This window comes from Cognatilysobacter xinjiangensis (assembly GCF_014651995.1).
Taxonomy (GTDB): Bacteria; Pseudomonadota; Gammaproteobacteria; order Xanthomonadales; family Xanthomonadaceae; genus Cognatilysobacter; species Cognatilysobacter xinjiangensis.
The window spans coordinates 843,669-856,395 of sequence record NZ_BMXY01000001.1 but is presented as its reverse complement, the minus strand read 5'-3'; the positions used below and the strand labels follow the sequence as shown (position 1 = coordinate 856,395).

Sequence of the window (12,727 nt, the reverse complement as noted above, 5' to 3'; positions counted from 1 at the left end):
GCCGTTACGACGTATTTGCACCCCGAGACGACCATGGACCGGCCCGAACTCCCCTCCAACGAAACCGCGCGCATTGCAGCCATGGGCCGCATGGGCCTCATCGGCTTCGAGCGTGATGAGCGCTGCCAGCGCTACGCCCGGATCGCGGCAAAGGTATTTCAGGCGCCGATCGCGGCGGTAAGCATCCTCGGGCCGTCCGACCAGTGGTTCCGAGGGTGCGAAGGGCTGGCCTCACAAGGTACCGCGCGTGCCATTTCGTTCTGCGGCCACGCGATCCACGAGCCGCGGATTTTCGAGGTTCAGGACGCAACACTCGATTCGCGCTTTGCCGACAATCCGCTCGTCGTTGGCGAACCCTACGTGCGCTACTACGCGGGCTGCCCCATTCGCATCCCGGGCGAGCTAGCCGTCGGCGCGCTGTGCATCATCGACCGGGTGCCCCGCCGATTGGCTCCGGAGCAGATGATGCTGCTGCGTGACCTCGCCGATTGCCTGCAAAGCGAGATGTCCACGCTGCTGTCGGTGAGCGACATGGATACTGTCGCGAAAGAGCTGTTTCAGCTGCTGCCTAGCTCCGGGACGTAGAGCGCGTCGTGGCCCGGCACCGACCCGGCCTTATCGGGCGGATGCAATCCCAGAGCCGATCATGCGTGGCCCGGCGACTCCAAGGGCGTTGACGGCATGGGTCACGCGAACTGCTGATCTGCATTCGGGGCGCTGATGTCCGCTTTGCAACATGACGCAGCGTTCGATACTGCTTGGCTCAGACGTCGGGCTCGAACGCCGAGAGGATCGGACACGGCCCTGCGTGCTTCTCGCCGCAGCGGCGCGCTAGGCGCTGGAGGCCATCGCGCGCACGCGTGAGGTCGGCGATCTTCGCGTCCAGGGCATCGATGCGGGACTGTGCGAGTGCGCGCGCGGGCTCCCGGTCCTCGGCCGCGTCCATGCGGATGAGCTCCGCGATCTCGTCGAGGGTGAAGCCCGCGGCCTGGGCGGAGCGGATGAAGCGCAGGCGCCGCACGTCCTCCGCACCATAGCGCCGCACGCCGGAGTCCAGCCCGCGCCCTGGCACCTCCAGCAGCCCGCGCCGCTGGTAATAGCGCACCGTCTCCACCCCGACGCCGCCCTCGCGCGCCAGGCCCGCGATCGTCATGTCGCGCATCGCTTGACTCCGTACCGTGGTACGGACTTTAGCCTGTGCCCGTCCCGCAACGGAGCCCTCCCATGACTATCGCAAGCGGCCGACGCGCCACCCTCCACCGGATGGTGATGCCCACCCATACATGCCCCTTCGGACTCAAGGCGCTCGACCTGCTCCGCCGTCAGGGCTTCACAGTCGACGACCACTGGTTGACCACGCGCGAGGCCGTGGACGCCTTCAAGGCCGAGCACGGCGTGGCCACGACGCCGCAGACCTTCATCGATGGTGTGCGTATCGGTGGCTACGACGACCTGCGCCGCCACTTCGGGAAACGCGTGCGCGATCCGAAGGCGACCAGCTACCGGCCGGTGGTCGCCGTGTTCGCAATGACCGCATTGATGGCGTTGGCGGTCAGTCAGTCGGCCTACGGCACGCCGCTCACGGCCCGTGCGCTCGAGTGGTTCATCGGATTGTCGATGTGCGTTCTCGCCCTGCTCAAGCTACAGGACGTCGAGCGCTTCTCCAGCGTGTTCCTGGGTTACGACCTGCTCGCGCAGCGCTGGGTGCCCTATTCCTATCTCTACCCCTTCGCGGAGGCTGCAGCCGGTGTGTTGATGGTCGCGGGCGTGGCCCACGCGGTGTCCATCCCGATCGCTCTCGCCATCGGCGGCATCGGTGCAGTGTCGGTCGTCAAAGCGGTGTACATCGACAAGCGCGACATCAAGTGCGCCTGCGTCGGGGGCGACAGCCGTGTCCCCCTCGGCCCGGTCTCGCTTGCGGAGAATCTGATGATGGTCGGCATGGCGCTTTGGATGCTGGCCAGGATGCCTTGAGAGGAGGTGCATGTCCGCTGTCGGCAACTGGCGGACAGCGGGAGGCTGCAAGCCGGCACGGTCATCACACGTCGGTGGGTACGCGCTCCTTGAACGGCTCGACCGGCGCCGGGCGCCCGCTGGAATCCAGCGCGATCATCGGGAAGTGCCCGCGCGTGCACAGGTGCCGCGTGGCGGCCTGCGGGTCTTCCGTATTGAGCTCGACCTCCACGCGCATCGAGCTGCGACCCACGTCGACCACGCGCGCCACCAGCTCGACCAGCTGTCCCTGCCGCACCGGCACGTGGAAATCGACCTGCTCCGAGCGCGCGGTCACCACCGTGGTGCGCTTGGCGTAGCGCGTGGCGGCCACGAACGCCGCCTTGTCCATCCACGCCAGCGCCTGGCCGCCGAACAGCGTGCCCAGGTGGTTGGTGTGGTCGGGAAACACGATCTCCCACAGCCGCGCCTCGCGCGGCGGGTCAAAACGCGTCATCGAAGGCGACTTCCCCGTTGATCCCCACCTGGTAGGCGGACACGCGACGCTCGAAGAAGTTGGTGAGCTCCTGCACGTCCTGCAGCTCGAGGAATGCGAACGGGTTGCGGCTGCCGAATTCCGGCTGCAGCCCGAGGGCGGCTAGCCGAAGGTCGGCGACGTACTGCAGGTACTCCCGCATTTCGCGAGGGGACAAGCCGTTCACGCCGCCTGAGAGCACGTCATGGGCAAACGCCGCTTCGACCTCCACCGCCTCGCGCAGCATCGTCCGCACCTCACGCTCCATTGCTCCGTCGAAGAGTCCCGGCTCTTCCCTGCGTACGGTACCGATGACTTCAAGCGCGAACGCCATGTGGCCCGACTCGTCGCGGAATACCCAGTTCGTGCCTGCGGCCAGGCCGGGCAGCAGGCCACGCGAGCGCAGGAACCACACGTAGGCGAACGCGGCGAAGAAGAACAGGCCTTCGATGCAGCACGCGAAACAGATGAGATTCAACAGGAACGCACGCCGGTCGTCGCGCGTCTCGAGTCGCCTCACCTGCTGGATTGAGTCGATCCACCGAAAGCAGAAATCGGCCTTGGACCGGATTGAAGGAATGTTCCCGACCGCCGCGAAAGCGGCCGCTCGCCGCTCCATGTCGGGCACGTAGGCGTCCAGCAGTGTCAGGTAGAACTGCACATGCAGCGCTTCTTCGTAGAGCTGACGCGACAGGTACATGCGTGCTTCGGGCGCGTTGACGTGCTGATAGAGGTTGAGCACCAGATTGTTGGCGACGATCGAGTCGCCGGTCGCGAAGAAGGCGACGAGGCGCTCGATCAGGTGGCGGTCGGCCGGTGTGAGCTTGTCCTGCAGGTCATTGATGTCGATGCCGAAGTCGATCTCTTCTACCGTCCATGTATTGCGGATCGCGTCGCGATACATGTCGTAGAAGATCGGGTAGCGCATGGGACGCAGGGTGAGCTCAAAGCCGGGGTCGAGGAGGCGCGCGGCGGACATTCGGTGGGTTTCCTGAAAGCGAGGGCCGGATCGCGGGCGCCATCGGCGCCCGCGATGAGCTGTGGGGTTATTGGCAGGCCTCACAGGCCTCGGGGTTTTCCAGCGAGCAGGCAACGGCGGTCCGGGGTGAGGCAGCGGATACGGTCGCCTTGGCGATGCGGGTCGCGGGCCGCGAGCGCAGGTAGTACGTCGTCTTCAGTCCGGACTTCCAGGCGTACATGTACATGGAGGAAAGCCGCCCGATGTTCGGGCTTTCCATGAAGAGGTTCAGCGACTGCGACTGGTCGATGTACGCGCCCCGCGATGCCGCAAGGTCGATCAGCGCCTTCTGTGGCAGCTCCCACGCGGTTCGATAGACGGCGCGCAGTTCCTGCGGAATGGACTCGATCGCCTGGATGGAGCCCTCGGCGACCTTGATCGCGTCTCGTACCTCCTGCGTCCAGAGACCCAGTGACTTGAGCTCGTCGACCAGATAGCGGTTCACCTGCACGAAGTCGCCCGACAGCGTCTCGCGCTTGAAAAGGTTCGACACCTGCGGCTCGATGCATTCGTAGCAGCCGGCGATGGACGCGATGGTGGCGGTCGGCGCGATTGCGACCAGCAGCGAGTTGCGCAGGCCGTGCTGCGCGATGCGTGCCTTGAGCGCGTTCCACGCCACGGGCTGAGTGGGCGTCACACCCCACAGATCGAATTGCAGCTCGCCCTTCGCCGCGCGCGTTTCGGCGAACGAGGGATGCGCGCCGTGCTGCTCGGCCAAGTCGCAGGAGGCCTCCACCGCATGAAGGTAGACGGTCTCCGCAATCCGCGTCGACAGCGCGAGGGCGTCGGCCGAGTCGAACGGCAGCCGCAGCTTGAACAACACGTCCTGCAGGCCCATCACGCCGAGCCCGACCGGCCGCCAGCGCAGGTTCGATCGACGCGCGGATTCGATCGGATAGAAGTTGAGGTCGATGACCCGGTCGAGCTGGCGCACCGCGACCTGCACGGTCTCGGCGAGCTTGTCGAAGTCGAAGCCACCCTCGCCCACGTGTTGCGCGAGGTTGATCGAACCGAGATTGCAGACGGCGGTTTCGTCGGTGCTGGTGACCTCGAGGATCTCCGTGCACAGGTTCGACAGGTGGACCGTGCGGCCGGGCCCGACCTGGTTGCAGGTACGGTTGGACGCATCCTTGAATGTCATCCATCCGTTCCCGGTCTCGCCGAGCACCTTCATCATCCGCGCGTAGAGCTCGCGCGCCTTGACCGTGCGCACCGCGAGGCCCTTCTGCTCGGCCTGCACGTAGGCGCACTCGAAGGCATCCCCCCACAGATCGGGCAGCTCGGGCACCGCCTTGGGGTCGAACAGCGACCAGTCGCCATCGGTCTCGACCCGCTTCATGAAGAGGTCCGGGATCCAGTTGGCGAGGTTGAGGTTGTGCGTGCGGCGCATCTCGTCGCCGGTGTTGTCGCGCAGTTCTAGGAATTCCTCGATGTCGGCATGCCATGTCTCGAGGTAGATGCACGCCGCGCCCTTGCGCTTGCCGCCCTGGTTCACGGCGGCAACGGAGGCGTCGAGCGTCTTCAGCCACGGCACGATGCCGTTGCTGCGACCGTTGGTGGAGCGGATCAGCGAGCCACGTGAGCGGATGCGATGGTAGGCCTGGCCGATACCCCCCGAGAACTTCGAGAGCTGCGCGACGTCACCGTAGCGGGCGTAGATGTCGGTCAGCGAGTCCTGCGGCGAATCGAGCAGGAAGCACGAGGAAAGCTGTTCATGCCGCGTGCCGGAATTGAACAGCGTCGGGGAACTCGGGATGTAATCCAGCGCAGCCATCAGCCGGTAGAGCTGCAGGACACCGGCGGGATCCCCGGACAACGCCACCGCGATTCGCATGAAGAAGTGCTGCGGGGTCTCGATGACGCGACGTGTGTGCGGGTGCCTGAGCAGGTATCGGTCGTACAGCGTCCGCAGGCCGAAGTACTCGAAGCGCTGCGTGTTCGTCGCATCGATCGCGTCGTTGAACTTGCGTGCGTTGGCCTCCACCGCGTCGCGCACGCGGTCGTTGATCAGCCCGAGATCGTGGCCGAGCAGGATCGACTGCGAGAAGGAGTGCACGCCGGTCCCGGCCACCTCCTTGTCGATATAGGCCGAGAGCAGACGTGCGGCCAGGCGCGAATACTGCGGCTCCTCGGCGGTGAACGCGGCAGCCGTGTGGATCGAGAGTTCGTCGAGCTCGCGCGTGGTCGCACCGTCGAAGATGCCACCGATGGTCTTCAGTGCGACCCGCATCGGGTCGATGTCGTCGAGTCCGCCGCTGCAGCGCTGCACGGCGCGCACGATCTTCGCGACGTCGACCGGCTCTCGGCGGCCGTCGCGCTTGGTCACTGTCATGGTCCCGGGCGCGTGCGGCGGGGTGAGCGTGAAGCCCGGCGCCGCGGCATCCGTAGCCAGCCCGGGTGTTGTGCTGCATGTATCGGTCGTCATTGATTCCTCTCCGGCGTGGTGGAGAGGAAGCGAAAGCGGCGCACGCGTCGTCCTGCGCCGGCCCCCGCCCCCTCGGGCGAGCCGGCATCGACGCACGAAGACGGACGGCAGCGGACGACGCCCGCGGACCGACCCGTCCCTCCCACGAGGACGCCTGGCCAACGGCGGCGCAAGGCCACCGGACGAGGCAGGTCTTCGGACTCGCGGACCCGGGCGTTCGCCCACCTACTGCGCGTCGCTTCCCAGCCGCTCGGGCCAGTGCCAATGACGCGGGTCGTTTCCACTTACCGCTGCGGGGCAGTCCCGGATTTCCACCGGGTTCCCTTTTAAGCCGGCCCGGGCGGGCACGGCACCTTCGACGGGCACAACATATTGTGCGACTGGCCGAGCGTCAACCCGATATTTCGTGCTCGGCCAGACGCGATGACTCCGGCGTAGCCGTCCGCCCCGCGTTGGAAGCGGACGGGTCATCGGCACGAGTCCTCGGTGCCGGCCGCGGCGAGCGCGCTTCGGTCAGGCGTGGATGGTCGCGGCCGATCGGGGAGCCACTAGGCTGCGTTTGAACGCGCTGCGGGACGGTAGCTGCCGCCAATCGTGCGGGCCGCTATGTTGATCCGGTTCCACCCGTTGATCGCGACGACCAGCAGCGTCAGGTCTACGAGCGCGTCGTCGTCGAAGTGCCGTTTCGCCTGCTCGTACAGCTCGTCGCTGACGGCGTCCGGCGATGCGAGCCGCGTCAGCTCCTCCGCCCACGCCAACGCCACCTGTTCCGGCTCGCTGTAGAGGCGGGTTTCGCGCCACGCCGGAAGCAGATAAAGGCGCTGCTCGGATTCGCCTCTCGACCGCGCATCCTTGCTGTGCATGTCCAGGCAGAACGCGCAGCCGTTGATCTGCGAAACCCGCATCAGCACGAGCTCGATCAAGGCGGGGTCGAGTCGCGCGGACCGGTGGATGCGCTCGCTGAGGTCGATCAGCGGCTGCATCGCGGAGTAATGGCGGGGTACGGCAAAGCGGTTCATGGCGTGGTTTCCCTGGCTACGGCAGCCCGGCGGGCCGCCTTCACTCCAAGGACGTAGCCGGCACGCGATTCGTGACCGGCTTGAGCCTCGCGAGTTTGCCGGGGTGACGAATCGCGTGGATCGCGGTGATCTGCTCGCCATCCGTATCGATCCACATCGCACCCGTAACGATCGCATCTTCAACCCAGAAGACCGCTGGAAGCCCGTTGAGGCTGCCAAACTCGTGTCGCGTCGTCGGCGAGAGGTGCCGTCCGATCTGGAGGTACAAGCGCGCCAGGCGATCGGCGCCATGCAGCGGGTGCAGCGAAGCGCGGACCACGCCACCCCCGTCGCTGATGTGGACGGCGACCTCGGCGAACAGGGCGCGGAGGGTTTCAAGGGACGGCTGCGCCAGGGCTTCGACGAATCGATTCAGCAGGCGGCGGTGCGCGCTGGCGTCGACGTCGAAGCGAGGCCGCGACTCGCGCATCCGGAGTCTCGCCCGATGGGCGCGCTGCCGGCAGGCATCCTCGCCGATGCCGAGTATCGTCGCGGCCTCGCTGTGGCTGTACTCGAAGACGTCGTGCAGCAGAAAGGCGGCCCGCTCTTCGGGGCCAAGCCGCTCCAGGAGCAGCAGGAACGACAGCCTCAGGCTCTCGTCCCGTTCATGGGCAAGGTCGGGCTGATCGGTCTCGGGCGCGAGCGGCTCAGGCAGCCACGGCCCGACGTACTGCGCCCGCTCCGCCTTGGCGCGCCTGAGGCGGTCCAGCGATAGGCGGGTGGTCACCGTGACCAGCCATGCCTCCGGGTCGTCAAGGCCGTCCAGACCGTGCGCCTGAAGGCGCAGCCAGGCGTCGTGCACAACATCCTCGGCATCCGCTGGCGTGCCCAGCATCCGGTACGCGATGCCGAAAAGTCGGGCGCGGTGGCCTTGGAAGACGTCGGTGAGAAGGTCCATGGTGTTCTCCTTGATCCAACCAGGACGCGGCGGCATGGCGAAGTGTGACCGCCCGCCGACCCGCACGGGAACCGATGACGATCGGTGCTCCGGGACGCGGCGTTAGAGGCGCGGAGAGCGGCCATCAACGGCGGCCTACTCAGGCGCGCTGCACAGCTTCGGTCGCCCACTCGACCGACACCCGCCCGCCTCCTCCGCTCGCCGCTCCGCTGTCACGAGCCGGCCTGCTGGCGCGTCCAGCGGATCGAAGGGTCAGCAACCTGCTGGCTCAGCGACTTCTCCGAACAGGATGCACTGCATGAAACGCGCCAACTGGTTTGCTGTCTCCCCCGAGGGTGCCAAGGCGATCGGGGCCCTACATCACTTCGTTACGACGGGCACCGCGTTGCCCGCCAGGCTGATCCACCTGGTGTTCCTGCGGGTCTCCCAGATCAATGGCTGCGCCCATTGCATCGACATCCACACGCGCGACGTCATCAAGGAAGGAATGTCGGTCGACACCGTGGTCCTGGTGCCCGTCTGGCCTGAGGCGGAATACCTGTTCTCGGCGCAGGAGCGCGCCGCGCTCGCGTGGGCCGAAGAGGTGACCCGGGTCAGTGAGACGCACGCGTCGGACGAGGCCTACGCTGCAGCGGCGGCGGTTTTCTCGGAAAAGGACCTGGTCGATCTGACGCTGACCATCGCGGCGATGAACGCGATCAACCGGTTGGGCATCGGTTTCCGGTTGAAGCCGCGCGCGAGGGCTGACGCGTAGACACTCGATCGCCGCCTTCGGCGCGGACCGTCGGACAACCGATGCGCAGTTGCGATCGTGTCGGACAGCAATGCGCTTCGCCTGCACCTACAAGCGGCGATTCGAATCAGACACCCAGCCCCGTCAGCGTTTCGGACACCGACCACAGCCGCTCGGCGAGCCCTGCGTCGCAAGCCCAGCGCGCAACGCCCCGCCGACCCAGTTCGCCCGTGTTGACCGGGGCAATGTCGCAGTCCTCGCAATACACGCCGCCCGACCCACGGAGCGCCGGACTCGTCGCGCACCAAAGGCCCGTCGCCGCGCCCTGCTCGACAGTCTTCATCCCGCGGGAGGGGTCGACGATCGGCCGACCTTCCGCGTCGAGTGCGCCGAAGCCGGCGATTTCCTCGGCAGAAAGGTGCCGGGCGAGGTCGGTGAGGATCTGACCGGGATGCAGGGAGAACGCCCTTACACCATGCGCAGCGCCGCGTCGGTCGAGCCCGAGGGCGAAGAGCGCATTCGCCGTCTTGGACTGCCCGTAGGCGGTCCACTTGTCGTAGCTGCGCGTCAGGAAGTCGATGTCGTCAAAGTCGACGCCGGCGATCTGATGCCCGCGGGACGACACGGCGACGACACGGGCGCCCTCTTCGGTGAGGAGAGGCCAGAGACCGCAGGTCAGGCGGTAATGCCCCAGGTGGTTGGTGGCGAACTGTCCCTCGTGGCCCTGTGCGTCGCGGAACAGAGGCGTGGCCATGACGCCGGCACTGTTGATCAGGATCGAAACCGGGACGGCGCGCTGGCGCAGCCGGCGGGCGAAGGCAGCGATGGACGCGGGATCCGTCAGGTCCATGTCCTCCACTTCGATCCCGGCCGTCCCGGCAAGGGCGGCCTCCGCGCGCCGGCGGTCACGAGCCGGGACGATTACGGTGGCACCCGCCTCCGCGAGGGCGCGGGCAGTGACCAGGCCGATCCCGGAATATCCGCCGGTAACGACGGCCCGACGCCCGGACAGGTCGATGCCGGCCATGACCTCCTCTGCCGTGCTTGCTGCGGAGAAACCGGTGCCGATCGGCTGCTGACGGCTGGTCATTCTGTCGGTCCCTGCGGTGGTAAGGCTTACAGGATCCGCTACGCTGGCTGGACGAGACAGCCTCAAACATCGGGAATTCTGTCGTGATCATCCAGGATGCGCCGGTCGACCCGCTCTCCGAGGTCCTCCGTGCCGCAGGCTTCAACGCGGCGTGCAGCGTGCGACTCGTGGCGGGGGGCAATTGGGCGCTGCGCTTCAATCCCACCGCCCTGAAGTTCAACGCCGTGCGCCACGGCCACTGCTGGCTGACGCCCCAAGGCGAAGCGCCGATACACGTGCATGCGGGCGACTGCTTCATCGTCGTGGGCAAGCCGTTCGTTCTGTCCAGCGCGCCCGGCATCCCACCCGTGGACGCGGCCGAGGTATTCGGGGCCACCGGCTTGTCCGCCCACTATGGCGACGGGGAGGATGTTTCCCTGCTCGGGGGCAGCGTGGCGTTGTCTCACGCCGACTCTGGCGACCTCGTATGCCTGTTGCCGCCGGCTCTGGTGATCCGTGCCGACGCCGGTGCCGCGCCCATGGCCTGGTTGCTAGGTCAGCTCGACCGCGAATGGCGGGACGATCGGCCGGGGGCGCGCGCGGCTTGCGACGACCTTTTGCGGCTCATGTTCATACACGCCCTGCGGGCCCACCTATCGCAGGCGCCGTCAGATGCATTGGGCTGGCTGGCAGGCCTGAACGATCGTCCGGTCGCGGCGGCACTGAGGGTGATCCACGCGGATCCGACGCGCTCCTGGCGCCTGTCGGAACTGGCGGCGGTGGCAGGGCTATCGCGGGCCGGCTTCGCGGAACGCTTCAAAGCCCGCATCGGAAGGCCGCCTATCGAATATGCCGCCGTCTGGCGCATGCGGATCGCCGCTCGCCGGGTGCTGGACGGACACCGCAGCGTCTCCGCCGTAGCACAGGAGCTGGGCTTCCTCTCCGACAGCGCATTCGGCGCGGCCTTTCGACGAGTCCACGGGATATCCCCTGGACGCTACCGGTCCGCCCGCGGGCGGACCGCCTAGCAAAGCTCGGCCACGCGGCGCGCGCCCTGTGCATGCGACTGCCCGCCGCGCCAGTCCGGCCGCGCCACGTCGCCGAACGACGTTGACGGGCCGGACGCACCATCGCGGTGCCGACGCCGAGCAACAGCGCGCCGGACGCGCCAGTGCATTCCTCTGCGGCGGACGGGCGGCAGTCTGCCGTCGAGGCCGTCATCGCATCGCGCAAGCTCGACGATCGATGGCACGCGCTCCAGCGACGCCGGCGCGTGCCACGCGGACGCTGCACGATCAGGCGCGGTTGACGAGCCGATGCAGCAGCAGCCCCGCGAGCAGCGCCGGCACGAACCACAGCGCTTCGATCGAGCCGACGCCGAGGCCCGCCAGGGCGGGCCCCGGGCAGTAACCGGCGATGCCCCAACCGATGCCGAAGATCGCCGCACCGCCGAGCAGGCGTCGGTCGACGCCCTTCAACGTCGACAGATGGAAGGTGTCGGCGAGCACTGGGCTGCCTCGACGCAGCACGAAGCGAAACAGCAGCATCGTGGTGGCGACGGCACCGCCGAGCACGAACATGAGCGTGGGATCGAAATCGCCGAACAGGTCGAGGAAGCCGAGCACGCGGCGTGGATCGGTCATGCCCGACATCGCCAGGCCGGTGCCGAACAGCGCGCCGGAGGCGAGCGCGGCGAGCGAAAGCTTCTTCATACTGGGCCCCCGATGACGTGACGAACCACGGATGTGGTCGCGATCGCGGTGGCCATGAACGTGACCACGGCGGCGAGCGACCGCACCGACAGCCGACCGATGCCGCAGACGCCGTGTCCGCTGGTGCAGCCGTTGGCCATGCGCGTACCGAAGCCGACCAGCACGCCGGCCACGACGAGTCCCGCGCGAGGGAAGTCCATGCGCGGCTGCGGCGCGCCTGGCACCAGCGCCATGTACAGCCCCGCGGCGACGATCAGGCCGAGCAGGAACGTCGTTCGCCACGCCACGTCGCCGCCGTGCGGTAAGAGCACGCCGTTGAGGATGCCGCTGACGCCGGCCACGCGACCGTTGAGCCAGAGCAACAGCGTGGCCGATAGACCGATCAGCACACCCCCGGTCACGGCGAGGAGCCACGTCGCGGTCACTTCGAACCTCCGAGCTGGTCGATCGGCAAGCGCAGGTAGCGGATGCCGTTGGCGTCGGGAGGCGGCAGCTCGCCGGCGCGGATGTTGACCTGCAGCGCGGGCAGGATGAGTTTCGGCGCGGGCAGGGTCGCGTCGCGGGCCGTCCTCATCTGCACGAAGGCTTCCTCGTCGGCATCGCCGCCAACGTGCACGTTGCGCCGGCGCTGCTCATCGAGCGAGCTTTGCGCGCGCGCCTGCCGTTCGGCCGGCGGATAGTCGTGGCAGAGGAACAGGCGTGTATAGGCCGGCAGATCGAACAGGCGACGGATCGAGTGGTAGAGCTTGCGAGCATCACCTCCCGGGAAGTCCGCGCGCGCGGTGCCGGTTTCCGGTGCGAACACCGTGTCGCCTACGAAGGCCGCATCGCCGATGACGTAGGTCAGGCTGTCATCCGTGTGCCCGGGCGTAGCGACGACGCGAGCCTCGAGCGCGCCAACCGCGAAGGTGTCACCGTCGGCGAAAAGGCGATCGAACTGGCGGCCGTCGGTCGCGAATTCCGGCTCCAGGCCGAACAGCGCCTTGAAGCGCGCCTGCACCTGCGTGATGCCACGGCCGATCGCGACCTTCGCGCCGGTTTCGCGCTTGAGGTACGCCGCCGCGGTGAGGTGATCGGCATGCGCGTGGGTCTCGAGGATCCAGTCGACGGTGAGACCGTGCCCGCGTATGAAGCCGAGGACGCGGTCGGCGGACACCGTCGATGTGCGCGCCGACGCCGGATCGAAGTCGAGGACGGGGTCGACGATGGCGGCGCGTCCACCGTCGCGGTCGTAGACGACGTAGCTAAGGGTGAACGTAGCCGGGTCATAGAAGCTTTCGACGTTCGGGTTCATGCCGCTATCCCTTGCCGGGTACTTTAGGCGCACCTAAAGTACGTTCGTCACTA

Annotated in this window: 14 protein-coding genes and 1 riboswitch; of the genes, 4 read left to right on the top strand and 10 right to left on the bottom strand. The window is 67.4% G+C overall.

Annotated features, from left to right (window positions below):
• Window positions 1-33: 33 nt before the first annotated feature.
• Complete coding sequence (locus IE066_RS04055; RefSeq protein ID WP_189447067.1) at window positions 34-585, top strand: GAF domain-containing protein; 552 nt, start codon at window positions 34-36, stop codon at window positions 583-585.
• 178 nt (window positions 586-763) lie between these two features.
• Here IE066_RS04055 and IE066_RS04050 read toward each other — a convergent pair whose 3' ends face one another.
• Window positions 764-1,162, bottom strand: a complete 399-nt coding sequence (locus IE066_RS04050; RefSeq protein WP_189447066.1) for a MerR family DNA-binding protein — start codon at window positions 1,160-1,162, stop codon at window positions 764-766.
• A 62-nt stretch (window positions 1,163-1,224) separates the two neighbouring features.
• Between IE066_RS04050 and IE066_RS04045 the strand changes: the two genes are divergently transcribed.
• The gene (locus tag IE066_RS04045; protein WP_189447065.1) at window positions 1,225-1,974 is read left to right on the top strand and encodes a glutaredoxin family protein; all 750 of its coding nucleotides are present in this window, start codon (window positions 1,225-1,227) and stop codon (window positions 1,972-1,974) included.
• Window positions 1,975-2,038: 64 nt separating this feature from the next.
• Here IE066_RS04045 and IE066_RS04040 read toward each other — a convergent pair whose 3' ends face one another.
• The 5 genes from IE066_RS04040 to sigJ all read right to left on the bottom strand — a co-directional run bounded on the left by IE066_RS04040 (window position 2,039) and on the right by sigJ (window position 7,866).
• Window positions 2,039-2,449, bottom strand: a complete 411-nt coding sequence (locus IE066_RS04040; protein ID WP_189447064.1) for an acyl-CoA thioesterase — start codon at window positions 2,447-2,449, stop codon at window positions 2,039-2,041.
• A complete protein-coding gene (locus tag IE066_RS04035; RefSeq protein WP_189447063.1) occupies window positions 2,436-3,446 on the bottom strand; it encodes a ribonucleotide-diphosphate reductase subunit beta in 1,011 nt (336 codons plus the stop codon). The genes IE066_RS04040 and IE066_RS04035 overlap by 14 nt, the downstream gene beginning before the upstream one ends.
• A gap of 67 nt (window positions 3,447-3,513) precedes the next feature.
• Entirely contained in the window at window positions 3,514-5,910 is a 2,397-nt protein-coding gene (locus IE066_RS04030) for a ribonucleoside-diphosphate reductase subunit alpha (RefSeq protein WP_425488891.1), read from the bottom strand.
• 169 nt (window positions 5,911-6,079) lie between these two features.
• Window positions 6,080-6,283: riboswitch (cobalamin riboswitch) on the bottom strand.
• Window positions 6,284-6,458: 175 nt separating this feature from the next.
• Window positions 6,459-6,929, bottom strand: coding sequence for a carboxymuconolactone decarboxylase family protein (locus IE066_RS04025; RefSeq protein ID WP_189447062.1), 471 nt, complete (start codon window positions 6,927-6,929; stop codon window positions 6,459-6,461).
• 40 nt (window positions 6,930-6,969) lie between these two features.
• Complete coding sequence (sigJ, locus tag IE066_RS04020) at window positions 6,970-7,866, bottom strand: RNA polymerase sigma factor SigJ (RefSeq protein ID WP_189447061.1); 897 nt, start codon at window positions 7,864-7,866, stop codon at window positions 6,970-6,972.
• 298 nt (window positions 7,867-8,164) lie between these two features.
• On the opposite strand from sigJ, the gene IE066_RS04015 reads away from it, so the two are divergent.
• Window positions 8,165-8,620, top strand: a complete 456-nt coding sequence (locus IE066_RS04015) for a carboxymuconolactone decarboxylase family protein (protein ID WP_189447060.1) — start codon at window positions 8,165-8,167, stop codon at window positions 8,618-8,620.
• Between the two features lie 106 nt (window positions 8,621-8,726).
• Here IE066_RS04015 and IE066_RS04010 read toward each other — a convergent pair whose 3' ends face one another.
• Complete coding sequence (locus IE066_RS04010) at window positions 8,727-9,689, bottom strand: oxidoreductase (protein ID WP_189447059.1); 963 nt, start codon at window positions 9,687-9,689, stop codon at window positions 8,727-8,729.
• An 83-nt stretch (window positions 9,690-9,772) separates the two neighbouring features.
• Between IE066_RS04010 and IE066_RS04005 the strand changes: the two genes are divergently transcribed.
• Window positions 9,773-10,696, top strand: a complete 924-nt coding sequence (locus tag IE066_RS04005) for an AraC family transcriptional regulator (RefSeq protein ID WP_189447058.1) — start codon at window positions 9,773-9,775, stop codon at window positions 10,694-10,696.
• 267 nt (window positions 10,697-10,963) lie between these two features.
• Here the strand turns inward: IE066_RS04005 and IE066_RS04000 are convergent, their stop codons facing one another.
• Genes IE066_RS04000 through IE066_RS03990 form a run of 3 tightly spaced genes read right to left on the bottom strand, consistent with a single transcriptional unit; the run spans window position 10,964 to window position 12,674 of the window.
• On the bottom strand, window positions 10,964-11,380 hold the full coding sequence (locus tag IE066_RS04000; protein WP_189447057.1) for a DUF6691 family protein: 417 nt from the start codon (window positions 11,378-11,380) through the stop codon (window positions 10,964-10,966).
• Window positions 11,377-11,805, bottom strand: a complete 429-nt coding sequence (locus IE066_RS03995; RefSeq protein WP_189447056.1) for a YeeE/YedE family protein — start codon at window positions 11,803-11,805, stop codon at window positions 11,377-11,379. The genes IE066_RS04000 and IE066_RS03995 overlap by 4 nt, the downstream gene beginning before the upstream one ends.
• Window positions 11,802-12,674 carry an MBL fold metallo-hydrolase gene (locus IE066_RS03990; RefSeq protein ID WP_189447055.1) on the bottom strand — a complete coding sequence of 291 codons (873 nt, stop codon included), beginning with the start codon at window positions 12,672-12,674 and terminating at the stop codon, window positions 11,802-11,804. Before IE066_RS03990 ends, IE066_RS03995 begins: the two co-directional genes overlap by 4 nt.
• Window positions 12,675-12,727: the final 53 nt, after the last annotated feature.